Genomic DNA, 25,568 nt, shown 5'->3' on the forward strand with positions numbered 1-25,568 from the left:
CATGGCCGGGTAGCTAAGTATGGACGGGATAACCGCTGAAAGCATCTAAGCGGGAAACCCACCTCTAAACCAGAACTCCCTTGAGAGCCGTGACAGACCACCACGTCGATAGGAGGCATGTGGACGGGCGGCAACGCCTGAAGCTGAGCCTTACTAATCGCTCGATCGGCTTGATCCTTCATGAACGTCGCGTGCAGCGGCAAACCGCTCATGCGCTCGGAAAATGCATCCTCACATTCTCGACTTTACGCACGACCCATACGAAAAGGGCGCCCGCAACGATGCGGGCGCCCTTTTCGTTTTGACCGAGTTGCCGTTTGCGAAACCGTTTATCCGCCGAGATCCTTGAAGCCCATATCGCTGTCGGCGGCGGTGACGAACCAGTTCTTCGGATCGCCGATCAGCGGAGTCAGTTCCGGACGGTCGGCCGCGGGGCGGGCCATCATCCGGGTCGGCTGGCGCAGACCGTTCTTCAGGCAGAGGAAGCCCATCATCGACAGGGGACGGGCGGCCTGTGCGTTCAACGTGCGGCAGACCAGGGCGGCCAACCGGTCCCGCCGGGCGCGCTCGACCAGAAGGGCGAAGGCGGGCATCAGCCAGCCCGGACGGGCCAGATAATCGCAGACCACCCCGACGCTCTCGCCGCGCCAGCGGTCCACCCGCAGAACCACATAGGCCATCACCGTGTCGCGGCGCATGACGAGGAAGCGGCGGTGCCGCGCCGCGTTCGGGATCTTGTCGAAGCGCCACTGGAGATAGGCGTGGTCGCGCCGGGCGGCGCACAGATGCTGCGGCGCTGCGGCCTCCCACAGCCCGTCCATGCGCTCGTCGAAGCGGTCGACCTCGACCAGCCGGGCGCCGAAGGTCCGGGCGGCCGCGTGGCCGACCAGCGAGGCGGCGCTCATCGCCGGCTTTCCCAGCCGCGCCATGAGGCGGGCCAGCCCGCCGTCGTAGGGGCTGACGCGCAGGCAGCGCGGCGGATCGATCACGCGCAGATAGGTCGGGATGTTCCCGAGATCGAGCCAGCCCGCCCGCTTGTAGGACTTGTAGGCGGCGTCGGTCATCGACAGGGAGACGCTCACCTCGCTGGCGGCGGCGTGGGTCTCCGACAGGCCCGGCCCGACGCCGCGCAGCCGCCATTCCGGGGCGACCATCAGGTCGACCGCCCAGGAGGCGCGGCGCATCCGCTGCCCCACCTTCAGCGCGAAGGGAATGCCCGCCTGCTGGCCGACGATCCCCCCGTTCCGCTTGCAGACCCAGAGCTGCATCCCCTCCGGATCGGGGGTCGGCGGCTCCTCGAACAGCCAATTGAAATGGGTGTCGTCCAGCAGCGAGGAGTCCGCGCCGAAGTGGTCGCGCTGGAAGGACTCCAGCGCGACACGATCCTCGGACATGAACCGTTCCACACCCCGCTGAAGCCAGGGCATTGCGGTCATGCGTCGCTCCCATCCACCTCGACCGGCTGCACCAGCGCGGCGTTGCGCAGGATGCGGCCCGACGTGCGGCGCTTCAGGACGATGTCCTTGTAGACACGGCGGACCTGCTCGACCGACAGGTTGAGGGCGCGGGCCGCCTCGTCCTCCGGCACGCCGCGGCCGTAGGCGCAGAGCGCCAGGTCCAGCTTGTCGTAGGGGATGGCGTAGTAGAACTCCTCCTGCGACTGCGGCAGGGTGTAGGTGTCGGTGCTCGGCGACTGGCTCTGGATGTCGTCCGGCAGGCCGAGATAGGCGGCCATCTGGTAGACCTGGGTCTTGAACAGGTGGGCGATCGGCTTCAGGTCGGCCAGACCGTCGCCGCCGCGCACGAAGAAGCCCAGCTCATACTCCAGCCGGTTCGGCGTGCCGAGGACCGCGTAGTTCAGCCGGTCGGCGTGGGTGTATTCCATCGTCTTGCGGACGCGCTGCTTCAGGTTGGTGGCGGCGACCACCGACAGATAGACGTCCACCGGCATGCGGCTGGTCTGGCGGTCGCCCTCCGGCGATTCCACCGTCATGGTGAAGTAGTTGACGCGGTCGGCGTCGAGCAGGCCGGCGGCCAGGCCGATCTTCTGCTTCCAACCCGGACCGTATTCCGGGAAGAGGCGGCGGATGGCGCTGTCGCGGCGGTCGTAGCAGCCGAGCGCGGTCAGCGGAGCGGTAAGGTTCTCCATGATCGGCTCGATGCCCAGGCTCTCGCAGAGCAACCGGCCCCGGCGGGTGCTGTCGGGCGAGGATTCCTTCTCCGGCATCAGGATGGCCAGGACGCGCTCCGGCCCAAGCGCGCGGACGGCCAACGCCGCGCAGACCGAGCTGTCGATGCCGCCGGACACGCCGAGCACGATGCCCTGGCGCTTCAGGTCGTGGGCGACGGTGCGCTGGATGAACTGTTCGATCTCCCGGGCCGCGGCCGCGCAGTCGAGCGAGAGGGCGTTGGCGTCGAAGGGATGCAGGGCGTTCAGCATGGTGTCGGTTTTCCCGGTTGGCGTTGTTGCATCGACTGTGGAAGGGGACTGTAAGACGGACTGTGCCTTGGGGACCGCGCCGGGCCGCCGGATCAGGCGGCGGCGGCGCTGTCCAAATGCTCTTCGAGAATGTGGATGGGAGCGGCGTCCAAGCGGGCGCGGAGCGTCGAGGCCCGGCCCGGAAGCTCGTCCAGCACGTTCCGGGCGAGCATCTGGAGGGTGAGAACGCCGACCAGGGCCATCTCCTCGCGCTCGCCGGCCATGCGGCCGTCGGTGCGATGGGCCTTGGCGGCGAGGGCAGCGACGCCGGCGGCATCGACCAGCCCGTAGCGGTTCAGCGACTCCTCGGACAAAAGGTCCCGGACATAGGCCGGGGCCTGGGCGCCGAAGAGGGCGGTGGTCATCGGGGCGCGGTAGGGGCGCTTCGGGCGGTGGAAGATCTCCGCCGGCAGCAGGCGCGAGGCGACGCGGCGCAGCGCCAGCTTGTCGCGCAGCCCCAGCATCTTGACCCGGTCGGGGAGGGCGGCGCAGAGGTCGTCCACCTCCGGATCGAGGAAGGGGTAGCGGACCTCGATGCTGTTGGCCATCGCCACCCGGTCGCCCTGGCTGGTCAGCAGGTAGGGCGACATGAAGGCGGCAATCTCCGTCCACTGGGTGCGGGCGAGCGGGCTCCAGCGCGACCAGCCGGCGGGCAGATGGGCGGCGACGGTCTCGTCGAAGGCCTGCGCGTTGGCGGCGGAGCGCACGTCGGGGGCCAGCAGGCGCTGGGTCCAGGCGGTGTTCTGCCAGCGGATGCGGTGGGCGTAGAAGGGATCGTCCGTCTCCGTCATGCCGCGCTTCCAGAAGGCCTGCCAGAGCGGGCTGTCCTTCTGGCCGCTGGTGGCGGCGTAGGGATGGATGCGGCTGAGCAGCTTCGGCCGCGCCGCGGAGTGCGGCTGCCGCGCCCAGAAGCGGCGGACCTTGTCCTCCTTGAAGATGTCGTAGCCGGCCAGCCACTCGTCGGCGCCCTCGCCGGACAGCACGACGCGGATGCCGCTGTCGCGGACAAGGCGGGACAGCAGGAAGAGCGGCGCCGGGGCGGTGCGGACCAGCGGCGATTCGCCGTGCCAGATCACGTCGGGCAGGGCGGCCTGGATGTCCTCCGCCGTGCAGAGGATGTCGTGATGCTCCGTCCCGACATGGCCGGCGACCAGCCGCTGCTGCGGCGTCTCGTCGAAGGCGTTGTCGGCGAAGCGCACGCCGAAGCTGTGCATCTGCGTGGTGTCGAGCTTGCGGGCCAGCGCCGCGATCACCGAGCTGTCCAGGCCGCCGCTGATGTATACGCCCACCGGCACGTCGGCGCGCAGCCGCAGGCGGATGGCGTCGAGCAGCTTCTCCTCCAGCCGGTCCGCCGCCTCGTCCAGCGTGATGCCGGACAGGGCGGGATCGCCGGCCATGTCCGGCTCCCAATAGCGGGCCTCGTGCAGGCGCAGGTCGGCGTCGATGCGGATGGCGGTGGCGGGCGGTACGCTCTGCACCCCGGCGAAGACGCTGCCCTGGGGGGCGACGCTCCAATGAGTGAAGACCTGGGCGAGCCGGGCGGCGTCGAAGCGCGGCTCGATGCGGCCGCCGCCGAACAGGGCCTTGGCCTCCGACGCGAAGGCGAGGTGGTCGCCGCTGCGGGCGTAGAACAGCGGCAGGATGCCCAGCCGGTCGCGGACCAGCCACAGCTCGCGCTTCACCGCGTCCCACAGGCTGATGGCGAACTGGCCGTTCAGCTTGGCCCAGGCGGCGGGGCCGTACTCCTCGAAGGCGTGGACGATCACCTCGGTGTCGGTGCGGGTGTAGAAACGGTGCCCGCGCGCCTCCAGGTCACGCCGCAGCTCGACGTGGTTGAAGATCTCGCCGTTGAAGGTGATCCACAGCGTCCGTTCCTCGTTGTGGATCGGCTGGAAGCCGCCGGCCAGACCGACGATGCTGAGGCGCGCGTGGGCGAGCCCGATCCGCCCATCGCGGTAGAAGCCGTAGCCGTCCGGGCCGCGATGCCCGATCATGGCGATCATGCGCTTCAGTTCGTCGAGTCCGGCGGGCTCGGCACGCGGCCCGGCGAGAACTCCGGCGACACCACACATCGCACGTTCTCCTGTGTGTTGAAGGCCAGCGGAAAAGGATCAGGCGGAAAAGGGTCAGGCGGTTTCGGCGAGCATCGCGCGCTTGATCTTGCCGGACTCGGTCTTCGGCAACTCGTCGCGGATCTCGATGAATTTGGGCACCAGATGGCTTTCCAGGCGGCCCCGGCAGTGCTGGCGGATCGCCATCTCGGTCAGGGTGGCGCCGGGGCGGACGACCAGATAGGCCTTCACCGCCATGCCGTCGGCGGAGTCGGGCACGCCGAGAACGGCGGCCTCGACAACGGCTTCCAGCTCGTAGAGGGCGTTCTCGACCTCCTTGGGGCTGACCTTCTCGCCGCGGCACTTGAACACGTCGTCCTTGCGGCTGACGAAGTAGAGGCAGCCGTCGGCGTCCATGGTGAAGAGGTCGCCGGTGTAGAGCAGGGTCTCGCCCTGCGGCCCGCTGCGCAGGCGCTTGGCGGTTTCCTCCGGACGGTTCCAGTAGCCGCGCATCACGTTGGCGCCGCGGACCACCAGCTCGCCGACCTCGCCGGGGGCGGCGCGGTTGCCCAGCTCGTCCACCACATAGGCTTCGCAGTTGGGGATGGCCCGGCCCACCGAGGCGGTCTTGGTGCCGAGGTCGCGCGGGTCGAGGTAGCAGATGCGGGTGCAGCATTCCGTCATGCCGTACATCGAGTAGAAGGCGGCATCCGGGAAGCGCTCGCGCAGGCGGTCGATGTGGGCGGTCGGCAGGGGGGCCGCAGCGTTGGTCAGGTAGCGCAGGGAGGACAGGTCGGCGGTCTTCAGCGCCTCCATCCCGAGAAGGGTGGAGAAGAAGGTCGGCACGCCGGGCAGGCCGGTGATGCGGTGCTTCACCATGCGCGCCAGCGTTTCCGCCGGGAAGGCGAAGGAGCGTTCCAGAACCACCGTGAAGCCGACCCGCGCCCCGGTCAGGATCTGCGACAGGCCGTACCCGAAGGTCAGCGGCAGGACGCACATCACGACGTCGTCGGGCGTGTTCTCCAGATAGGTGGAGATCGACCAGGTGGTGTTCACCAGCGCGGCGTGGCTGAGCATGACGCCCTTGGGCCGCCCGGTGGTTCCCGAGGTGTAGAGGATGGCGGCCAGATCCTGGTCGATCAGACCGCGGCTTTGCGGCTTGGTGCGTCCGGACTGGGGGTCCGGGTGGGTGGCCACGATATCCGTGAAGGAGAGCCCGCCGGCCCCGGCCGGCACGGCGGGCCCAACCCACAGCGTGGTGGCGAGGTGAGGCGCCTCGCCAGCCGCCGGCACAACCTGCCGGGCGAGCGCGGAGGGCGCGATGAGCGCCCGCACGCCGGCGTCGGTCAGGATGTAGGCCAGCTTGTCCGCCTTGGTGGACGGGTTGACGGGAACATAGACGGCCCCGGCCTTCAGCGCGCCGAACAGGCCCGCGACATACTCGATCGAGTTCTCCAGCATGACCGCCACGCGGTCGCCGCGCACCACCCCGGCGGACTGGAGCGCGCAGGCGACGGCGTCGCTCTGGCGGTCCAGCTCGGCGAAGGTGACGGCGTTCTCCCCCGCGATCAACGCGGTGTGGTCAGGCCGCCTTGCGGCGGTTTCGCTGAGGAACTGATGAAGCAGGTGCGCCATGACGCTGTTCCCTTGCCTGGCTTCGGTGACTGTCCCGATGGCCCGTTCCGTCCTGGCGGACGGATCAGGCCGCGTCCTTCAGGGTCCGCTTGCGCTCGACATAGGCGGCGATGCGGCTGACCGATTCGAGGTTGTCGGCCACCATGTCGTCATCCTCGACGATGATGCCGAAGTGCTCTTCCAGGAAGGCCACGACGTGCATGATGCCGGTGGAGTCGATGATGCCGGTTTCCAGCAGGGATTCGGCGTTGTCGAAGCCGGAGTCGCTGCCGAGCAGGAAGTTCTCCACGATAAAGGCGCGGATCTCCTGGGTGGCGGGTGCGCTCAGGGTCGTCGTATCGGTGGTGATGGCGGTCCGCATGTCGCTGGCAACTCCTGTGGGTGTGGTCGTCGATCCTTGGCCGGCAGATCGGGACGGAGGGTCGACTACGTTGGGGGTTAATCCAAAGGGGCCGATCCGTTCCTTTCGGTGTTACCGCCTCGTTGCGTGGGATCGGGAAAGGCAATTCCCGTTCCTTGCAGCGAGTTTTCGGCAACGCCGCCGAGTACGTCATTCTTTATTGCATTCGAATGCGGTGTTTTCGAGAGTGCAAAGGACGATCGGACGGTGAAGACAGTGGCTAACCACTCAGGGTCATTGCAATTGAGCAAGGAATACCTTCTCGTACTCTTGGGGAGCCCTCTCTGACTTGCGGCGTAGGAGGGCCTATCGCTCTCGTCATGGTTGCTGAGGGGGCAAGGAGGAACGCGCGTCGCCAGGATCACGCCGCCGGCAGCGGATCGCCGTGCGTCGGGGTTGGGGCTTGCGCGACGCCGCCGTTCTTGCGCTTGCGCAGCCAGGCCGGAATGCCGGTCACCTGCACCGACAGCCAGTCGACCGAGGCGTCGTCGGAAATGGGCACGGCGTGCAGCCGCAGCGGGTCGGTCTTCGGGCCGTTCCAGCCCGGATCGATGGTGCGCGCGGTGCGGTAGCCGGCCTGCCGGATGATCGCCACCTCACGGTCGCTGAAATCGCCGTTGGGGAAGGCGAAATGACGGCAGGGCAGGCCGGTGGCCTCCTCCAGCTCGGTCTTGCACAGCGCGATCTCCTCGGCGCAGCGCTGGTCGTCGCATTGCAGGAGGATCGGGTGGGTGCGGGTGTGGGCGCCGTAATCGGTGACGGCGGCCAGATGCCGGACCTCGTCCCAGGTCAGCGACTGGCGGTCGGCGCCGTCCCGGTCGGGGTCGTCACCGGCCTCGGCGAGCCGGCGGCGGCGTTCCGGGTCGGGGAGGCGTTTCAGCGTCTCGGCGCCGATTCGCCCGGCGGCGGCGGTCTTCCACCAATAGGGGCGGGCGGTGCCGACCACGCGGCTGCACAGGTAGATGGTCGGGCGCACCCCGAACTCTTTGAACAGGGGTTCCAGGCGGGCGTTGTTGCGGTGGCCGTCGTCGAAGGTGACGACAAGAGGATAGGGCGGCAGGTCGCCCCACCGCCCGCTCTCCAGCGCGTCGGCCACCGCGTCCAGCGTGGTGAAGCTGTAGCGTTCGGCGTACCAAGCGAGGTGCGCGCGCATCACCTCCGGGTCCGGGTCGTGATACACGACGATGGTCACGTTCCGGCGCGCGAACAAGTTTCGGAACAGGGCACCGACTCCCGTCCAGCGCACGATTCCGGCCGCGATGGCTTGCTTCATGGGGATTGGACCTCTGCTGTGTGTCCGGTCCTTTGTTCACGGCTGGCGAGGCGGTTGCGGACCGGTTGAAAGGCAGGACGGGCCCGGTGCTGGACCGGGCCCGAAGCGGCAGGAACCTCAGCCGGAGCGTGCCCGGCGCGGGCCGATCGAAGCCGCGGGCGCCGGCTCGGACATCCAGCCGCGGGCGTTGCGGCGGTAGATTTCGACGATGCGCTCCCGGTAGACGGCGATGTCGAACTGGCGTTCAAAGCGGCGACGAGCGCCCTGGCCCAGCCGGCGGCGCAACTCCGCGTCGTCGATCACGCGGGCCAGCGCCTCGGCCAGGGCCGCCCGGTCGCCCGGCGGCACCAGCAGGCCGGTCTCCTCGTCGGCGATGGCGTCGCCCACGCTGCCGACCGGGGTGGCGACGATGGTCAGGCCGTTGGCCATGGCCTCCAGCACGGACATCGGCAGCCCTTCGAACATCGAGGGCTGGACCAGCACATGGGCCTGCACCAGCTCCTTGCGGCAGCCGGTCTGGTCGAGCCAGCCGGTGAAGCGCACGCGCTCCTCCAGCCCCAGCGCCTTGGCCTGGGCGCGGTAGGTCTCCAGGTCGCCGTCGCCGGCGATGGTCAGTTGCCAGGAGCGGCTGCGGCACGCGTCGGACGCCAGGGCGTCCAGCAGGACGTCGATGCCCTTCAGCTTGATCAGGCGGCCGAGGAACAGCAGGCGCACCGGCCCGCCCTCCGCGCGCTCCGTGATCGTCTCCGGCCCCGGCACGGCGTTGTGCAGCAGAGTCACGCGGCGCACCGCCGGGAAGGTGGTGACCACCCAGTTGCGCCAGTATTCGCCCAGCACCACCACCTCGCTGGTCATCTCCATCATGTGGCGGATGGCCCAGCGGGACAGCGGCTTCGCGTCCTCGTAATGCTTCGGGAAACGGCCGCCGTGCAGATGCAGGACGACCGGCACCCGGAACAGCGAGGCCATGGCGACGATCAGCCCCTTGCGGAGCACGCTGCCGTATTCGGCCATGTGGATGTGCACGAGCTGGGCCTTGCCGGTCGCGAAGCAGCCGAACAGGCGCAGCATCGCTGCGGCGAAGTAGAAGGGCATCAGGTGGAATTTCGCGTCCGGCCCGTAACTGTCGATCACCTCGAACTTCACGTCGGGACGGTTCTCCCGTAAGTCCGCCGTGAAGTTGTCGACGATTCGCCCCATGCCGCCCTTTTCGAGCGTGCCGCCGGGTGAAACGATGTAGATCATATCCGCTCCTGACTGTCGCGCTCCCCTCGCGAGGCTTCAGGGAGGAAGGAATTAGGGACCCCGCGGAAAAATGGGTTCTTACTGCCGGCCCGCGCGGGTCAGCGATGGCTTCGCCGCCGCGGCGTCGGGCAGCGCTCCCAATGAGGGGCGCCGAACGGCGTCGGGGCGGTTCAGCTCCGCATAGATGTCCTGAAGGCTGCGGCCATAGGACTCGATGACGAATTTCTCCAGGAACAGCTGGCGCCCCTGCGCCGACAGGCGCGCGTAGAGCGCCGGCCGGGCGGCGAGATCGCGGACCGCGTGGGCCAAAGCCTCCGGGTCGTTGACCGGAACGATGCGCGCCGTCTCCCCGTCGGTCAGCACCTCCGGGATCGAGCCGACCGGGGTGGTGACGACCGGCATGCCGGTGGACAGCGCCTCCAGGATCACCATGGGCAACCCCTCGTGGGTGGAGGGCAGAAGCAGCATGTCGTGGTCGCGCAGATGGGCGTGCGCCTGCTCGCGGGAGATCCAACCCTCGAACCGGCATTCGCCGTCCACGCCCAGCTCCGCCGCCATGCGGCGGTAGCCCTCGACGTCGCCGCCGCCGCCGATCGTCACGCGGAAGCGGAAGCCCCGGTCCTTCATCAGCCGGCAGGAGCGCAGCAGCGTGCCGATGCCCTTGCGCTCCGACAGGTTGGCGAGCACCAGGAGCGACACGATCGCCCCCTCCGGCGGCGCCGCGCGGACGGGCAGGTCGGCGCCGATGTCCGGCACCGCGTTGTAGAGCACGCGCACCTTGTGCGGGTCCGTCCCGACCGACTGCACCAGGAAGTTCCGCCAGCTCTCGCCCAGCACAAGCGCGACGCCGCAGCGGTCGAACAGCCAGCGGCTGATCGCGCGGGACACCGGCCCCTTGTCGAAATACTCCATGAAGGACGCGCCGTGTAGATGCACGACCGTGGGGCAGGAGAACAGCCCGGCGAAGAGCTGGACCACCGCCTTGCGCCAGACGCTGGCGTTCTCCGACACGTTAATGTGCACGACCGTCGGGCGGCGGCGCAGCATCAGGGCGCCCAGCCGCGCCAGCGTGCCGGCCAGATAGGCCGGCGACAGCAGGGCGCTGCCGGTGCCGCGGGTGTCGAGCACCACGGTGTCCGGGGCGTTGGGGCTGTTCTGGAAGGCGTCGACGATGTAGCCCGTCATCCGCCCGATCCCCCCGCCGCCGTCGAGCGCACCGGGGGTGGCGAAGACAATGCAGGCGCGGGACGCCTTCTTGCGCCGGAAACCCATGTCGATCAAACCCATGCTGACCTCACGCCGCGCCGGGAGCCGAAAAGATGGCCTGACGCAGCCGGCGCCGCAGCCCGACCGGCATCAGCGAATGCATCAGGAAGGTGGTCAGCGCCATCGGGGTCGGCGCGCCGTCCCGCAGCGCCGATTTCAGGATGCGCTTGCGCACCGCCGGGGTGCGCGCCGCCTGCTCTCCGCCGGTGGCCTGGAGCAGCAGGCTGGCGTAGGCGCGGGGCGACAGCTTGGGCCGCACCGTCTCCGCCCAGTTCAGGGCCATGTCGATGTTGTGGCAGGTCGACAGGGTGATGCGGTCCGATTCCGTGTAGTGGATCGCCAGCACCTCCGGCACCGTCACCAGGGCGCAGCTTTCGATCTGCCCGCAGGAGATCAGCCACTCCCAGTCGTCGAAGGCCGATTTCGGGATCGGCTGGCGCTGGAGCAGGGCTTTCGGGGCGAGAAGGGTGGTGGTGGGGGCGAAGGTCTCGCCTTTGAACAGCCCGTGGCGGACGAACAGGTAGTCGCCGATCCGGTCCCGCGGGGTGCACAGGCGCCGCGGCCATTCGAAATCGCCGCGGGCCGTCACCACCTTGCAGCGGCAGCTCATGATCGGGTAGCGCACGCCGGGCGGGCGGGCGGCCATCTGCAAGGCGATCTTGCCCGGCATCCATTCGTCGTCGTCGTCGAGGAAGGCGATCCAGGCCCCCTTCGCGCGCTCCACGCCCAGATTGCGGGCGCCGGCGGCGCCGCGATTCTGTTCCAGCGCGATCACGGTCAGCCGCGGATCGCCGAACGCCCTCAGGCGCTCCTCGGTGGCGGGGTCGGGGCCGTCGATCACGACGACGACTTCGAGCGGGGCGTAGGTCTGGGCCAGGGCGCTCTCCACGGCCCGCGCGACCATGTCCGGTCGGTTGCGGGTGGGGATGACGACGGTGACCATCTCTTGCGGGGACGTCATGACATTACCTTCTGTCGCGACGGAAATTTCGGGGGGCGGAACATGAGGGGGCCTCCTTCCGTCAGCCGGGCCGGGCCGGACCGCTCCAGCCGGCGGCCGGAGGCCCGCCGTAGGAGGTTCCGTAGGGGGAGGAACTGGCGAAGCCGGCGTGATACGCCTGCTGCTGGTCCTGCATCCGGGCCTGCATCTTCGCCCAGCGGCGGCGCTGCACGAGGCGGGTCACCGCGATCACCAGCACGATCCAGTTCAGGGAATGGCGTTCCAGGAACACGCTCTCCGACACCGAGATCAGCATCAGCGCGCAGCCGACGGTGAAGATCCAGGCGGGCTCGGCGCGGTTCTCGCTGTAGCGGATGGCGGCGAAGCCCTGGATCAGCAGGCGGCCCATCAGCATCGCCGTCAGGATCACGCCAGCCAGGCCGAGGTCGAGCCACGCCTCCATCCACCCGTTGTGCGCGGAGTTGATGCCCCAACCCTGGGTGAAGGTGCTGCCCGGCCCGTAGGCTCCGTACCAGTAGGCGCCGTAGCCCCAGCCGAGCAGGAAGCGATCCTGGATGGACATCAGCGTGTGTTCCCACAGCACCGTGCGTCCGGTCAGCGTCGGGTCGCGGCCCAGCATGTAGAGGATGTCGTGCCAGAAGGTCGTGCCGCTGGTGATGCCGATCACCGCGACCAGCAGGACGAAGGCCATGGCCGGCGCGAAGCTGCGGATGCCGCCGCGCACGAAGCCGCTGACCAGCAGCAGGCCGGCGACCAGGATCGAGGTCACCAGACCGGTGCCCGACCGGCTCATCACGATCAGCAGCAGGGCCATCAGCAGCAGCGGGCGGACAACCCAGCGCTTGCCCTCGCGCGTCCAGTCGAGCCAGAGCAGACAGAGCACCAGCCAGACCATCATGCGGCCCGTGACGTTCTTCTGCCAGAAGATGCCTTTCCAGGCGCCGACATGCTGCTCGTGGTCGAGTCCGACCGCGGGCATGGCGAAGACCGAGACGTAGGACAGCACCATCAGGATCGACAGGCCCGTCGCCAGCATCCGGACGATTTCCGGGAAGGTGTAGCGCAAGGCGAGATAGACGGCGAAGGCGGTGGTGAACAGGAAGGCCACCGCGCGGCGCAACGTCACGTCCGGGTAGATCGACCACAGGGCCGACAGGAAGGCCAGGGCCACGATCAGCGACACCGCCGGGCTTCCCGTCGGGATGCGGAAGGCCAGGCTGGGCCGCAGCGCCATCAGGCCCAGGATCATGACGTAGACGGCCATGAAGTAGATCACCGCGCCCGGCGCGTCCGGATCGGTCGCGCCGCCGCCGGTCAGCAGCGCCGGGAGCACCGACCCGCCGAACGAGACGATGCAGAAGACGGTGATGCTCTTTTCCAGAACTTCGAGGACTTTCATGGGGCCGCTGTTCCGGTGAAAGGGCTGCTATGGCAGTGAACGCCCGTGACGGGCGCACCGCATCGTTTTCTGAAGATGCCAACCCGATGCTCGGACCTGTAGCCGGGCGGAGGCATTAGGCCTAAGGAGGCCGCCCCCGTCAGGGCTACCTCCGGTTGGGCCACCCACCCCGATCTTGCGGGTCCCGCAGGGCATAGGCAGCCCAGATCCCGAAAAGACCCCAGAAAAGGGAAGGCCCCTCTCCCGCGTGGGAAGAGGGGCCTGGATGGAGCGCCGCGGGGTCATGACCCTTCGCCCTTGAGGACGATCACCGCGGTCTTGCACAGGATGTAGAAGTCGAACAGAAGGCCGCAGTTGCGGACGTAGAAGACGTCCATCGCGACGCGTTCCTGGAAGGTGGTGCGATGGCGCCCCGACACCTGCCAGTAACCTGTCAGGCCCGGACGGACGGAGCCGATGACCTCGGCCGCAGCGCCGACCTCCGGCAATTCCTTCGGCATGTAGGCGCGCGGGCCGATCAGGCTCATGTCGCCCATCAGGATGTTCACCAACTGCGGCAGCTCGTCGAGCGAGGTCTTGCGCAGGAAGCGGCCGATCGGGGTGATGCGCGGGTCGTAGGTCAGCTTGTGGTAGGTCATATACTCTTCGCGCATCTTCGGATCGTTCTCCAGCAGGCGCTGGAGATGCTCCTCCGCGTTGATGTGCATCGAGCGGAACTTCAGCACGTCGAAGGTCTTGTCGCCGCCGGCCCAACGCTTCTGGCGGAACATGACCGGACCCGGGCTGTCCAGCCGGATCGCCGCGGCGATGCCCAGCATCAACGGCGCCACCGCCACGAGCAGGATGCCCGACAGCAGGATGTCCAGGGCGCGGCGGATGCGCAGGTAGCTGGTCGGCGGACGGACCGAGACGCGCAGCGCCAGCGAGCCGTGCAGGTTGTGGTAGGTGGCGTCCACCGCGCTGACGTTGCCCTCGCCCAGCAGGCAATAGACCTGCTTGAAGGGCAGCCGCCCGACCAGCGTCGTCAGGTCCGCGCCATGGCGCCCGATGTCGGCGACGATGGCGGCCTGGGCCTGCTGCGCGTAGGCCGGGGACTTGGCGAGCAGGTCGGTCGAGCCGACCACCGGCAGGTTGGCGACGCGGGTCTGCCACAGCGTGTCGTCATCGTCGAAGAAGCAGACCGGACGCATCCCCAGCCAGGGCAGGCGCTGGAGCTTCTCGGCGATGGCCGCACCCTGCGGGCCGGCGCCGACGATCACCACCGGGGTGCGCCAGTTCAGCGCGCTGGCCATCAGGCCGTGCACCAGCAGCAGGTCGGCGGCGTAGGTGATCGCGAAGCCGATCAGCGCGACCGACAGCGCCTCCACGAAGAAGGAGCGGAAGCCGTCCATGACGATGAAGGGCACGGCCAGCACGGCGACCGACAGCAGGGCCGCCTGGAAGGTGCGGCGGGTCCGCTCCAGATAATCGAAGCGGCCCAGCGAATAAATTCCGAAAACCGATTTCACCAGCGGCACCAGCATCAGGCCGGTGACCAGGGCGCGCTGCGACAGGTCCGCTTCCGGGGTCAGGGTGTCGCTTCCGAACAGCTGGATGAGCGTCCAGCCGAGCAGGGCGAGCATGAAGCCGTCGGACAGCGCCAACAGCAGCCCGGGTCCCACCGTCGGCATGGCCGTCTTCTTAACCGGGGCCAGATTGATGACCGCTTCTGGGTCGAGTTTGCTCATCGCAGGTCCCATTTATGTGTGAAACGGAATGTCATCCGTCTCGCGCTTGACCTAACGCGCCGCAGCGTAAGACGGTCTCTCATCAGCTTTTTCTTTGAGTCTTTCTGTGTTCCGAAAGACACACAAATATCAGCGCTTGCTTCGCCTCTGTGCAGACAGATCAGAAGGTTGCGCTGTTCTCCACGAATTAGGATAAAGGCGGCCGTCAATCAACAAATCACAAGAGGCCTCCTCGGCCAGCGGCGATACCCCTTACATCCGCAGTGGATTCCCTTGGGTGACTGTGAAGAGATTAAGGAAAGTGGGTGACTTCGTCCGGATCATCCGGATCGGTGGCGACGCTGCCCCCGCCGCTCCCCGGCTACCCCTTTCCTTCCCGCAAATTGGGGGTATCCGGGGGATGTTCCCGGTCTCCTATGGTCGGGTGTGGCGCCGTGCGGCGGCGGGTTTTCCCCGGGTTGGCCTGCCCGTCCCGTCGAGGCGGCGGCGCGGACGTATCCCATAAGAATCCAACCGACGATTTCGGATGAGGCGGTGTCTCCAACGCCCCGTTGATCGCGGTGGAGTGCCCTCGCAGGCTGGGTCGGTTGCCTGCCGGACTGGTGGACCGTGTTGCCCCCACCCTAACCCTCCCCCGCTGTCGCAGGGGGAGAGGACGGCCGCCGCTCCGCGATCATCTCCTTCCCCTGCGCAGCGGGGGAGGGCCGGGGTGGGGGCACAGGTTGCCATCGGGATAAGTCCGAAGAGGACGTCGACGGCACCAACGCGAAATTGAAACGTCCCGGTCCGGTCCCAATCATCGGAATTGCGTTCGCGGGTGCGGCAGAGCCGCCCCACCGGAGTTCTAGGCGGAGTTCCTGATGGCGTCCGAAGCAGCGACGATCTTGAAACACGGTTGGCTGTTCATGCTGGCCAACGTGGTGAACCGGGCTGCCGGGCTTCTGCTCCTGCCGCTCTACACCCGGCTTCTCAGCCCTTCCGAATTCGGCGTCTACGCGCTGGTGGTGGTGGTCGCCGACCTGCTGGCGGTCATGCTGATGATCGGCATGAACAACGCCTTCACCGCCGTCTATTTCGAACACGCGGAGGAAGGCGACCGGCGGCGCGTCGCCAGCACCTGCCTGCTGGCGGTGGTCGGCACGTCGGTGGCGATGGTCGGGCTGGCCTGGCCGCTGGGCATGGCGGGAAGCTGGGCGATGTTCGGCGACACCGGCCACGCGGCGGTGATGGCGATCGCGCTGGCCGGCGTCGCCCTGACCACCCTGTTCGAGCTGGCGCTGGCCTATTACCGGGCGCGCAAGCGGTCGGGCCTGTGCCTGCTGGTGTCGCTGGCCAAGGTGGTTGCCCTGCTCGCCTTCAACCTGCTGTTCCTGTGGGCGCTCGGCCTCGGGGTGGAGGGCATCTTCCTGGCGAACGGCGCGTCCTTCCTGGCGCTCGGCCTCCTGCTGGTGGTGGCGATCCTGAAGGACACCGGCTTCTCCTTCTCCCTGCCGATCCTGAAGCGGGTGGCGGCGCTGGGGCTGCCCTACGCGCCGCAGTCGCTGCTGGACATCGCCAACAACTTCGTTTCGCGCTGGCTGCTGAACATCCTGCTGTCCACGGCGGCGGTCGGGCTGTTCGCCTTCGGGATGCGGCTGTCGCAGATCCTCTTCATGTTCCTCACCGCCTCCTTCCTGCAGATCTGGTCGGTCAGCCGGCTGGAGTCCCAGCATGGCGCGGCGGACCACGCCCAGGCGGATTTCGTCTTCCACCTGTTCGTCGTCCTGCTGACCGGGGCCGGGTTGGGGCTGGCGCTGACCGCGCCGGAGATCCTCTGGCTGATCGCGTCGGCCGACTACACGCCGGTCCTGACCAGCATGCCCTTCCTGGTCCTTGCCTATGTGCTGCACGGGGTGCGGATGAACCCGGAGGTGGCGATCCTGAAGGCCAAGCGCGTCGGCGTGCTGCCCTGGATCTCCGCGGCCAGCCTCGCGGTGGGCTCGGCGCTGGCGCTGGCGCTGGTCTGGCAGTGGGGCCTGCCCGGCGCCGCGCTGGCCAACCTCGGGCGCGAGGTCTTCCAGATTGCGCTCACCGAGACGGTGCGCCGCCGCATCTGCCGCGACGAGGTGCCGCTGAATGCCGTGCGGATCGGCTGGATCCTGGTGCCGGCGGCCTTCGCCTACGCGGCGGGCTGGTACCTGTTCGGCACCGAGGTCGACCCGGCCTTCACCGCGGAGAAGGTGGTGTTGGTGCTGGTGTTCCTGGCGGCAGCGGTGTTCGGTCCGGGCATGGGGTCGGCGGGCCGGGCGATGCTGGGCAAGCTGCTGCTCGGCCGCGTCCGCCGCCTGCAATCGGCGTCCTGAGATTTTCCCTCTCCCGGCCCGGGAGAGGGAAGGGGCCCACGCGCCGGCGTGGGAAGGGTGAGGGTGCCGCCAAGGATCGGTGCCCTGATCCTCGTACGACCCTCACCCGCCCGCTGACGCGGGCACCCTCTCCCGAGGCGGGAGAGGGGTCCTTCACCGCTTCGGCGGTCGTTAGGCGGCCTGATGCTCGAGCATCAGGTTCGCGGCGTCCACCGTCATATGCGAGACGTCGACCGACGACAGGTCGAGCGCGGCCTGCGCGTCCACCGACTGAGCGGTCGCCGTGTCCTGGGCCAGGGCGTGGGCCAGCAGGTCCGCCGACAGGGCCTGGGCCGAGCCCGGCGGGTTGATGGTGCCCACACCGGTCCCGTCGGCGATGGTCGCCTGCGTCGGGTTGGAGAGCTTCAGGTTGAAGGTCTCGACGCCCTCGACCACGTCGTCGCTCAGCACCTTGACGGCGACCGTCTTGGTGGTCTCGCCGGCGGCGAAGGTCAGCTTGCCGCTGGTCGCCAGATAGTCCGAACCGGCCTTGGCCGTGCCGTCCGCCGTGGCGTAGTCCACCGTCACCGTCTGGTTGTAGGCCTGGGACAGCTTGATCGTGAACACCGCGTCGGTGGTGACCGGGCTGGCGGCGGTGCTGCTGTACAGACCCGCCTTGATGGCGTTGTACTTGTTGTAGTCCACCTTCCAGCTGTCGTTCATGATGCCGCCGGTGTCGCCCGAGCCGGGGCTCCAGGCCCAGTAGGTCCAGCTCGCCCCCTGGTCGCCCGCGGCGAGGTCGATCTTGCCGTCACCGTTCCAGTCGCCGTTCATGTACTGGATCAGCTTGGGCATCCACGCCTTGTCGATGGCGGTTTCCATGCGGCTGCCGAACTCGCCGACCAGGATCGGGGTCTCGTCGTTCTGGATGAAGTGGCCCCACATCTGGTCCCACTTCGCCGGCATGTTGTTCGGGAAGTTGTTGGCCTTGAACCAGTCCATCATGTAGAGCGACGGGCCGTAGTCGTGGACCGAGTAGACCAGCTTGCCCGGCTCGTTGAACTTGACCTCGTAGTTCTTCTCGCCGAGCAGGTTGCCGCCCCACCAGTACCACTGGTTCTGATAGGTCTCGACGCCCTCGACGATCAGCAGCCAGTCCTTGTTGACCGACTGGATGGCGTTGCCGATGCGCTCCGCGGCGCGGGCCCAGTCGTTCGGGCCGCCGTCGCCCCAGGTGGCCGGGTTGTGCGGCTCGTTGTGCAGGTCGGCGCCGATGACGGCGTCGTTGCCCTTGTAACGGGTCGCCAGCATCTTCCAGTTCTCGATCATCTTCGATTCCGGGTACTGGCTGGTGTACCAGAGCCCGTTCTCGTTGGCCGACGCGCCATCGCCGGAGCGGTGGTGGTCGAGGATGATCTTCATGCCGATCTTGTCGGCGTAGTCGATGATCTTGTCGAAGACCTCCAGCGAGGTCTTGCCGCGCAGGTCCGGGTTCTTCGAATAGTCGATGCCGGTCGGCATGCGGCCGTTGTCGAGCATCGCGTCGGAGTAGGGCAGGCGGATGGTGTTGAAGCCCAGATCCTTCATCTGGTTCATGTGGCTCTGGTAGCTGTCCATCCACAGCCCCTGCGGCGCAAAGGCGTAGCCCTCGGACCCGAACCAGTTCACGCCGGTCAGCTTCACGGCCTTGCCGCTGCTGTCCATGATCTGGCCGCCCTCGGTGTGCAGGAAGCCCGGCGCGATGCCGCTGGTCTTGCCGGTCGGCTCGGTCACCGAGACGTCGCTGACCGTCAGGGTCGGCTTGGTCGGGGTGGGGGCCGGCGGGTTGGTCGGCGTGGTGGGGTTGGTCGGGTTGGAGGAGCCGGGGAAGAAGCTCTTGTCGGCGTCGACCACCAGCGTGCCGTTCCACCACATGCCGGACTGGCCCTTAACCACGTCCTTGCCGTCCAAGGCACCCTTGTCATAGGTGACGATGCTGTCGGTGGGCATGACCGACTTGCCGTTGATGGTGATCTTGTTGACCAGCAGGTTGCGGTCCTGGCCGTTCACCGTGGCGTCGTTGTCGTACTGGATCTGGATCTTGTGCGCCTGGTCCGCCGTGGCGTTGATCGAGAAGGCGTAGTCCTTGGCCGACGCGCCGGCGACGCCCTCGCCGACCTTCTTGCCGTCGATCAGCAGGTTGAAATGCGCGTTGACGCCGCCCGCGGCGTTGCCCTGCAGGTTCAGGATGACCTGGGTGTTGCCGGCGGGGGCCGGCGGCGTCGGGACCGGGAAATAGTCCTTGGTCAGCGCGAAGTCGAGCGAACCGTCCCACCACATGCCTTCCTGGCCGGGAATCACGTCCTTGCCGTCGGAGGCGCCGCGGTCGTAGCTGACCAGCGAGCTGGTGGAGGCGACGGACTTGCCGTTCACTTCCAGCGACTTGACGAGCAGGTTGCGGTCCTGCCCGTTCACATAGCCGTCGTTGAAGTAGACGATCTGCAGCTTGTGAGCCTGGTCCGGAGCGACCTGGGCCTTGAAGGTGTAACGGCCGGCGCTGGTCGAGCTGACCGTCGCCTGGCCGAGGTTGACACCATCCAGGAGCAGCCGGAACTGCGGCCAGATCCCGCCGGCAGCCTGCCCCGAGGCGTTGACGACGAAGGTCGTGTCGACGAGACCCGTGGTGGTCGTTGCCATTGGAAGTAACCTCTCTCCATTTTCGGTGGAGCAAAGGTGAGGCCCAATTGGTTAACGAGGTATTTCGGATTTTAGGGAAATGCGGCTTAAAAGCCACGACGGGCTGTGAAAAGAATGAGGCGCGAAAAACCGCCTTCGCTGCGGTTTCCGCGCCACAGTGGGGCCTTGCGGCCACGGGGAGGGGAAAGTGTAAAGTCTTGTTACAGAATGGTTTCCGGAATCCGCTGCCTCAGCCCTCGTGACTTTTGTGAGCCACCATGAAGACCTCCGGCCGGAACAGATAGAGCTGGCCGAGCTTGCCGAGCTTGCGCCGCAGGGTTAACGGCATTGCACCCATGACGGATTCCACGGCCTTCACGTAGGCGAGGTATCCACGCCCGGACCCATGGATGTGCATCCGCCGGCGGACTGCCATCGGGGCGACGTAGACGGCCTCCATCCGGTTGAAGCCGGCCTCGCGCAGCGCGCGCTCCGTCTCGCTCCAGGTGTATTCGCGCAGGTGCATGCAGATCGGCTCGTCCAGCCCGAAGACCTCCGACAGGTCCATCGGCCCGGCGTGCTTGTGCGGCATGCTGAGCACGTAGCGTCCGCCCGGCTTCAGGATGGCGTGCACGTTGGACAGGTGCACGGACACGTCCTCCGGGTGGAGATGCTCGATGACATGGGTGGAGACGACGGCGTCGTAATGACCGCGCGGCTCGAACTCGGCGAGGTTGACGCCGTCGCAGCAGCGCCACGTCACGTTGGAGCGCTCGTCGGTCCAGCGCTCACCGCGCTCGCGGGTGATCTCGGTGGCGACGCAGCGGTGGCCGTGGCGGGCCAGATAGCTGAGCAGCCGGCCCTTGCCCGACCCGACCTCGTAGACGTCCCGCGCGCCCTTGAGCAGCGTCAGGAAATGGCGGAAATCCAGCTCGTCGTTCTGCGCCGCCGTGTCCACCGCGTCGTTCAGCCAGGGGCATTCGCTGTAGAGGGTGGTGTAGTTCCGCTCGAACACCGTCCAGCGCTCTTCGCGGCGGGAGTCCAGCAACTCGCGGGCGAGCTGGCGTTCCAGGTCCCAATGCTGGCGGACCATGGTTTCGCTGAGGGGATAGTTCGGGGCCAGACCGAACTTCCGCTTGTAGCGGGCGACCAGCTCATCCGACGTCAACGTGTCCACAGATCACCTCGTTGGGAGAAACGCCGCTGTTCCGATAATCTAAGATCGCTGTCGGAAATCCTTACAGGCGCGGACGGCGGAGCGGGCCGCGCGATCGGGCGGGGTAGCGGGACCGGAAGGGGTACCGCGCCGCCTGCCGACTGCGCTTATCCAGACCGGTTGCGCCCGCGCAGCGCCTGCACCGACGCCTCGTACAGCGGCAGCGGGCGCGACGCCGCGTCGTAGGGGGAGGGGTGTGGCTTCAGTTCCGGCATCTCCCGGGAGATGTAGTTGAGGTCCGAGCGCAGGTGCCACCAGCACAGCTCGGCCAGCCGGGCGTTGCCGGCGATGTCGCCCAGATACTGCCCGGCCAGGAAGGCCATGGCGCGGTCCTTCTCCGCCCGCGACCAGGAGCGCGGCAGGTGCTTCTCGTTCACGTCGAACTCGGTGACGTGGATGGGCAGGCCCATCCGGTCCATGGCCCGCAGGAAGCCCTTCATGCCCTCGCGGTCGTAGGGCTTGCCGGCCATCAGGTGGCTTTGCAGCCCCACCCCGTCGATCGGCACGCCGCGCTTGACCGCGTCGGTCAGCCAAGTCTGGAAATAGGCGCGCTTGCGCTGCTGCCAGCCCTCGTCGATCTCGATGCCGAACTCGTTGATGACCAGCTTGGCGGAGGGAAACTCCTTGCGGATGTGGTGGAAGAAGGGGTCGAGCCACTCCGGTCCCTTGGCGCCGCCGGCCACCACCCACCACATGCCCTTGCGGAAGCCGTAACGGTCCTGCTCCTGGGGGTGGCTGCGCTCGGTCTCCCAGAAGAAGGCTTCGTTCATCACGTCGATGCGGTAGAAAGTGTCGCCGTAGCGCCGCTTGACCGCCGCGACCATGGCGGTGAAGCGCGGCCAGTAATTGTCCTCGGACAGCGTGCCGTCGGCCGAGAAATAGGCGCTCTCCGCGATGCCCAGCGCGCGCTGGCGGCTGGCCGGCAGCGTCATGTAGTCGGGCATGCCCATGTGCTGCCATAGGGCGCAGTGCCAGTTCGGCTTGGCGCCGATGCGGCGGGCCAGCTCCACCCCGGCGTCGAAGCGGCCCCAGTCGAAATTGCCCTCCTGCGGCTGGAAGACGGCCCATTTGCCGCCGTTCTCGGGCGTCACCACGTCGCATTCCCGCGCCATCAGCGTGTCGAGCATGGGGTCTTCCGGCTCGATCAGATGGTCGCGGGCGGCGCCGTGGAGGATGCCGGCGGCCCGGCAGGCATCGCGCAGGGTGGGGTTGGGCACCGCGGCAACGGACGCCGCTTCGGCGACGGCGGGGCCGGCGGCGGCCTTGCAACTCGCCAGCACCGCGGCAGCGGCGGCGGCGCGCAGCGCGTCCCGGCGCGTGACGGAGATGGGGTTGGGCGAGGAGGATTTCGGCGAGGTCTGGGCCATGGGCGTCGGGCCTCGTGTGGTTTGGAATGAAATGAAAATTTCCTCTCCCGTCCCGGGAGAGGGAAGGGGCCCGCGCGATGCGCGGGAAGGGTGAGGGTGCCGCCGAGGATAAGGCTGTGATCCTCGCGGTACCCTCACCCGCCCGCTTCGCGGGCCTCCTCTCCCGGGACGGGAGAGGGAGGAGACGTCGCTTACGGCGCGGCGCGCAGGGTCTGGTCGCCGTAGTATTTCCGCGTGGCGACGTAGCTGTTGTACGGACCCTGGTAGCCCTTGCTGGCGGCCTTCTTCAGGTTCACGTCGGTCATCACGCAGACGAACTTGCTGTGGTCGATCGGCCCCAGGTCGGCCACCGCGTCCAGGTCGCTCGCCGTGGTGTGGCCCCAGCGGGTGACGAACAGCACCTTGGAGGCGGCGCCGCAGACGATGCGGGCGTCCGACACGGCCAGCGCCGGGGCGGTGTCGAACACCACCAGATCGAAGCTGGGCGACAGGCCGGCCATCAGCTGCACCAGGCTGTCGACGTTGAAGCGGTCCAGCGTCATCGGGTTCAGCTTGCCCGCCGGAACCATGGCGAAGGGCACGTCGTCGGAGGTGTGGACGATCTCGTCCAGCGTGGCGTCACCGGCGATCCAGTCCGACAGGCCCTTCTTGGAGGACAGGTCGAACAGCCCTTCCATGCGGGAGCGGCGGAAGTCGGTGTCCACCACCACCACCCGGCGGCCGGCCTGGCTGGCGACCTGGGCGACGGCGAGCGTCAGCGAGGTCTTGCCGTCCTGCGGGCGGGCCGAGGTCACCGCCAGAGCACCGACCGGGCCGAGATCCGACAGGTGGTTGCGGAACAGGGCGCGCAGGGATTCGCTGAACAGCGAGAAGGGGTGGCGCTGGAAGATCTTGTAGAGCCGGCCCTTGGCCCCGCGGTCGCTGTGGTGCGGCACGATGTGGACGGTGCCGACGCCCAGGATGCGGCGCACGGCGTCCGGGGTGTGGATGCGGCGCTGGAGAAGCTCCAGGCCGAAGACGCTGAAGATGGCCAGGGCGAGGGCGGCGACGAAGCCGGCCAGCAGCAGGAGGACGCGGAAGGGACCCGACGGCTCGTGCGGCACCTGCGGCGCGGAGACCAGCTTGACGGCGGCCGGGAAGGCGCGGCTGTCCTTCTGGGCCTCGACCTCTTCCAGACGGCCCAGCAGGCTGTCGAGAAGCTGGCGCTTGGCGGTCGCCTCGGATTCCAGGGTGCGCAGCGGGATGGCCTGCTCCTGCATGGTGGCGTAGCTGCCTTCCATGCGGGTGATCATGGCGCGCAGCGCGGTCTCCTGCTCCACCGCGACCTGGGCGGCCTCGCGGACACCATTGATCTCGCGGCGGATTTCCTGCTGGAGCGAGGAGTTGGCCTCGTTCAGGCGGCCCTGGAGCTCGACGATGCGCGGGTGCTTCGGACCGTACTGGCGGGAGAGCTGGGCCATCTCCGTGGAGATGGCGGCGACCGTGGCGCGGAGCTGGGCGACGACCGGGGAGGCGATGCTGCCGCCGATGGCGTTCCAGTTGCCGGCCTTCAGGTTGCGCTCCAGCGTGTCGGCCTGGGCGACCGAGCGGGCGCGGATGGCCGAGGCCTCGCTCAGGCGCAGGCGGGTCTGCTCAAGCTCGTTCTGGGCCATCAGGCCGGTGCCGCCTTTCAGCAGGCCACCCTTGACGCGGGCTTCCTCGACCTTGGCGTCGGCCTCGGCCACCTCCTTGCGCAGCAGGACGATGCGGTCCTGCAGCCAGGAAATCGCGCTGGTCGACAGGTCGCGGTCCATCTGCTGGCGGGTTTCCATGTAGCGGCGGACGATGCCGTCCACCACGTCGCGGCTCAGTTGCGGCTCCTTGGAGGTGAAGCGCACCTGGATCACGCGCGACCGGCCGACGATGGCGACGTCCAGCTTGCGGTGGATGCGCGCGATGATCTGGTCGTTGCCCAGCGCCGCATGCGCCTCGCGCGCCCGGATGTCCTGCGCCACCTCGTCACCGTGGCTCAGCAGCCAGGCGACCGGGGCCGGCGGGGCGCCGTCCCAGAAGCGCGAGGCGAGGTCGCGGCCGTAGGCCACCGCGCGCTCGACGAGCGGGAGCGTCTCGTCCTCCTGCGCCGGCGGGTTGAATTCAGGATGCTGGGCGAGCTGGAGATCGTTCACCACCTGGTTCAGCACCTGGGGCGACTTCAGGATCTCGATCTCGCTCAGGATGGCGGCGTCCTCGGTTGGGATCGCGCCCACCACCTGCTCGACCTCGCGGACGACGCGGACCTGCCGGTTGTCGACCAGCAGAAGGGCTTCGGACGTGTACTGGTCCTTGAGCGTGGAGACGCCCAGGGCCGACAGGCCGGTCAGCACCACCACGATGGCCGCGATCAGCCACTTGTGGCTGCCCAGCACGCGCAGGATGAAGCGGAAGTCGGGACCCATGGACGGGGTCTGGGATTCGAACTCGCTGCGCCGGGACGGGCCGGGGGCGGCGGGCCATGCCGGAACCGGAGCCGGCGGACCGCCGTGGTGGCCGCCATGATTGACTTGGGGCAGATTTTCCACGTCTCAAAGCTCCTTATGCATGGGCGCTGGTGCTGGGGCGCTGGACGAACGCATGGCGGCACGGCGCATAAGCATGACGGTGTGGGCGAAGCCGAAAGCGCCGACGCAATAGCGGCGAAACAGACGGCGGGGCTCCTGGACCAGCCGGAACGCCCATTCCAGCCCGATGCGCTGGACGGCGGCGGGGGCCCGGGTGAAGCGCCCGGCGAGGAAATCGATGATGGCGCCGCCGTTGACGATCAGCACCTTATGATCCAGCGCGCGCTTGAGCTGCACCGCGACCTCCTCCTGGCGGGGCATGCCCATGGCCAGGATGATGACGTCGGGCTGAAGCTCCCGCGCACGGGCGATGTAATGCTCCACGGAATGGAACCCGTGCTGGGCATCGACATAGTCGTGCGGGGTCCGCTCCTTCAGCCGCTCGATCCCTTCGTCCAGCCAGGGCGCCGCGGTGCCGTAGACGGCGACCCGACGGGGCGACAGGTGGCGGAGGAGAAGCGGGATGAAGTCGGTGCCGTTCATGTTCAGCCCGACCGGCTGGTCGAGCCACGGCAGGGCCGTCTCCAGCGCCACCCCGTCCCGCAACAGGACGTCGGAGGCGCGGAAGGCCGACCAAGCGGCGGAGGACCCCGCGCAGAGGTTCACGCCGTGAGCGTTGAGGAACGACAGGATGGTCGGTCGCTCGACGGCTGACAATGTCTTTATCAATGCATGGCGCTCGTCCTCGCAAGAAATACACCGTATTCTCTCGATCAGTGCCAGGACGTCACGAGGGGTCGGCATGCACATCTCCTAACCAAATCTGCGAAGCGACGACAGTTACGTTGTCTGTGCAACGATGATGCCCGACGGTTTGCGGTGCAGTAAGACGATATTGCTTGCTAACACTTTCGATTGGTGGCATCCGGCAAGACCGTTACCGGGTACCCCTTTCGACGCGACCGCCGGACAACAGGGAATGATGTGGCCGGCACCGCCCCTTTTTCGCAGCGGTGGGATGGGAGAAGGGAAAGTT

16 protein-coding genes, 1 rRNA gene and 1 pseudogene are annotated in these 25,568 nt (G+C 67.9%); 2 read left to right on the top strand and 16 right to left on the bottom strand.

The window, feature by feature from the left end; genetic code table 11:
- A 23S ribosomal RNA gene (locus ACFPMG_RS14080) occupies positions 1 to 178 on the top strand; the annotation flags it as partial.
- Positions 179 to 329: 151 nt separating this feature from the next.
- Here ACFPMG_RS14080 and ACFPMG_RS14085 read toward each other — a convergent pair.
- From ACFPMG_RS14085 to ACFPMG_RS14135, 11 genes and pseudogenes are all read right to left on the bottom strand, one after another.
- On the bottom strand, positions 330 to 1,436 hold the full coding sequence (locus ACFPMG_RS14085; protein WP_376995721.1) for a GNAT family N-acetyltransferase: 1,107 nt from the start codon (positions 1,434 to 1,436) through the stop codon (positions 330 to 332).
- Entirely contained in the window at positions 1,433 to 2,440 is a 1,008-nt protein-coding gene (gene nadE, locus ACFPMG_RS14090; RefSeq protein ID WP_137141467.1) for an NAD(+) synthase, read from the bottom strand. Before nadE ends, ACFPMG_RS14085 begins: the two co-directional genes overlap by 4 nt.
- Before the next feature lie 92 nt (positions 2,441 to 2,532).
- On the bottom strand, positions 2,533 to 4,551 hold the full coding sequence (gene asnB / locus ACFPMG_RS14095) for an asparagine synthase (glutamine-hydrolyzing) (RefSeq protein ID WP_376995722.1): 2,019 nt from the start codon (positions 4,549 to 4,551) through the stop codon (positions 2,533 to 2,535).
- 54 nt (positions 4,552 to 4,605) lie between these two features.
- Positions 4,606 to 6,165: a class I adenylate-forming enzyme family protein gene (locus ACFPMG_RS14100; protein ID WP_376995723.1), complete on the bottom strand. Its 1,560-nt coding sequence runs from the start codon at positions 6,163 to 6,165 to the stop codon at positions 4,606 to 4,608.
- Between the two features lie 64 nt (positions 6,166 to 6,229).
- Positions 6,230 to 6,526 carry an acyl carrier protein gene (locus ACFPMG_RS14105; RefSeq protein ID WP_376995724.1) on the bottom strand — a complete coding sequence of 99 codons (297 nt, stop codon included), beginning with the start codon at positions 6,524 to 6,526 and terminating at the stop codon, positions 6,230 to 6,232.
- Between the two features lie 400 nt (positions 6,527 to 6,926).
- Positions 6,927 to 7,838: a polysaccharide deacetylase family protein gene (locus tag ACFPMG_RS14110; protein WP_376995725.1), complete on the bottom strand. Its 912-nt coding sequence runs from the start codon at positions 7,836 to 7,838 to the stop codon at positions 6,927 to 6,929.
- A 117-nt stretch (positions 7,839 to 7,955) separates the two neighbouring features.
- Positions 7,956 to 9,104: pseudogene (locus tag ACFPMG_RS14115) on the bottom strand (glycosyltransferase family 4 protein); the annotation flags it as partial.
- A 57-nt stretch (positions 9,105 to 9,161) separates the two neighbouring features.
- Positions 9,162 to 10,370, bottom strand: a complete 1,209-nt coding sequence (locus ACFPMG_RS14120) for a glycosyltransferase family 4 protein (RefSeq protein ID WP_376995726.1) — start codon at positions 10,368 to 10,370, stop codon at positions 9,162 to 9,164.
- A 7-nt stretch (positions 10,371 to 10,377) separates the two neighbouring features.
- Positions 10,378 to 11,310: a glycosyltransferase family 2 protein gene (locus ACFPMG_RS14125; protein WP_376995728.1), complete on the bottom strand. Its 933-nt coding sequence runs from the start codon at positions 11,308 to 11,310 to the stop codon at positions 10,378 to 10,380.
- A gap of 61 nt (positions 11,311 to 11,371) precedes the next feature.
- Positions 11,372 to 12,709, bottom strand: a complete 1,338-nt coding sequence (locus ACFPMG_RS14130) for an O-antigen ligase family protein (RefSeq protein WP_376995729.1) — start codon at positions 12,707 to 12,709, stop codon at positions 11,372 to 11,374.
- 281 nt (positions 12,710 to 12,990) lie between these two features.
- On the bottom strand, positions 12,991 to 14,436 hold the full coding sequence (locus ACFPMG_RS14135) for an exopolysaccharide biosynthesis polyprenyl glycosylphosphotransferase (protein WP_376995730.1): 1,446 nt from the start codon (positions 14,434 to 14,436) through the stop codon (positions 12,991 to 12,993).
- 860 nt (positions 14,437 to 15,296) lie between these two features.
- On the opposite strand from ACFPMG_RS14135, the gene ACFPMG_RS14140 reads away from it, so the two are divergent.
- A complete protein-coding gene (locus ACFPMG_RS14140; RefSeq protein ID WP_376995731.1) occupies positions 15,297 to 16,778 on the top strand; it encodes a lipopolysaccharide biosynthesis protein in 1,482 nt (493 codons plus the stop codon).
- Positions 16,779 to 16,949: 171 nt separating this feature from the next.
- On the opposite strand, the gene ACFPMG_RS14145 is transcribed toward ACFPMG_RS14140, so the two are convergent.
- From ACFPMG_RS14145 to ACFPMG_RS14165, 5 genes are all read right to left on the bottom strand, one after another.
- The gene (locus ACFPMG_RS14145) at positions 16,950 to 19,433 is read right to left on the bottom strand and encodes a cellulase family glycosylhydrolase (protein ID WP_376995733.1); all 2,484 of its coding nucleotides are present in this window, start codon (positions 19,431 to 19,433) and stop codon (positions 16,950 to 16,952) included.
- Positions 19,434 to 19,662: 229 nt separating this feature from the next.
- On the bottom strand, positions 19,663 to 20,589 hold the full coding sequence (locus ACFPMG_RS14150; protein ID WP_376995734.1) for a class I SAM-dependent methyltransferase: 927 nt from the start codon (positions 20,587 to 20,589) through the stop codon (positions 19,663 to 19,665).
- 146 nt (positions 20,590 to 20,735) lie between these two features.
- Entirely contained in the window at positions 20,736 to 21,995 is a 1,260-nt protein-coding gene (locus tag ACFPMG_RS14155) for an endo-1,4-beta-xylanase (protein WP_376995735.1), read from the bottom strand.
- Between the two features lie 191 nt (positions 21,996 to 22,186).
- Entirely contained in the window at positions 22,187 to 24,553 is a 2,367-nt protein-coding gene (locus ACFPMG_RS14160; protein WP_376995736.1) for a GumC family protein, read from the bottom strand.
- A gap of 3 nt (positions 24,554 to 24,556) precedes the next feature.
- Positions 24,557 to 25,249, bottom strand: a complete 693-nt coding sequence (locus ACFPMG_RS14165; RefSeq protein ID WP_081863175.1) for a WecB/TagA/CpsF family glycosyltransferase — start codon at positions 25,247 to 25,249, stop codon at positions 24,557 to 24,559.
- Positions 25,250 to 25,568 lie beyond the last annotated feature (319 nt).

It is taken from the genome of Azospirillum himalayense, assembly GCF_042657465.1.
Classification (GTDB): Bacteria; Pseudomonadota; Alphaproteobacteria; order Azospirillales; family Azospirillaceae; genus Azospirillum; species Azospirillum himalayense.

What these genes read in the sequence shown, in the direction of transcription:
- ACFPMG_RS14085 (WP_376995721.1), bottom strand. Translation starts at nt 1,436, where the DNA reads ATGACCGCAATGCCCTGGCTTCAGCGGGGTGTGGAACGGTTCATGTCC.
- nadE (WP_137141467.1), bottom strand. Translation starts at nt 2,440, where the DNA reads ATGCTGAACGCCCTGCATCCCTTCGACGCCAACGCCCTCTCGCTCGAC.
- asnB (WP_376995722.1), bottom strand. Translation starts at nt 4,551, where the DNA reads ATGTGTGGTGTCGCCGGAGTTCTCGCCGGGCCGCGTGCCGAGCCCGCC.
- ACFPMG_RS14100 (WP_376995723.1), bottom strand. Translation starts at nt 6,165, where the DNA reads ATGGCGCACCTGCTTCATCAGTTCCTCAGCGAAACCGCCGCAAGGCGG.
- ACFPMG_RS14105 (WP_376995724.1), bottom strand. Translation starts at nt 6,526, where the DNA reads ATGCGGACCGCCATCACCACCGATACGACGACCCTGAGCGCACCCGCC.
- ACFPMG_RS14110 (WP_376995725.1), bottom strand. Translation starts at nt 7,838, where the DNA reads ATGAAGCAAGCCATCGCGGCCGGAATCGTGCGCTGGACGGGAGTCGGT.
- ACFPMG_RS14120 (WP_376995726.1), bottom strand. Translation starts at nt 10,370, where the DNA reads ATGGGTTTGATCGACATGGGTTTCCGGCGCAAGAAGGCGTCCCGCGCC.
- ACFPMG_RS14125 (WP_376995728.1), bottom strand. Translation starts at nt 11,310, where the DNA reads ATGACGTCCCCGCAAGAGATGGTCACCGTCGTCATCCCCACCCGCAAC.
- ACFPMG_RS14130 (WP_376995729.1), bottom strand. Translation starts at nt 12,709, where the DNA reads ATGAAAGTCCTCGAAGTTCTGGAAAAGAGCATCACCGTCTTCTGCATC.
- ACFPMG_RS14135 (WP_376995730.1), bottom strand. Translation starts at nt 14,436, where the DNA reads ATGAGCAAACTCGACCCAGAAGCGGTCATCAATCTGGCCCCGGTTAAG.
- ACFPMG_RS14140 (WP_376995731.1), top strand. Translation starts at nt 15,297, where the DNA reads ATGGCGTCCGAAGCAGCGACGATCTTGAAACACGGTTGGCTGTTCATG.
- ACFPMG_RS14145 (WP_376995733.1), bottom strand. Translation starts at nt 19,433, where the DNA reads ATGGCAACGACCACCACGGGTCTCGTCGACACGACCTTCGTCGTCAAC.
- ACFPMG_RS14155 (WP_376995735.1), bottom strand. Translation starts at nt 21,995, where the DNA reads ATGGCCCAGACCTCGCCGAAATCCTCCTCGCCCAACCCCATCTCCGTC.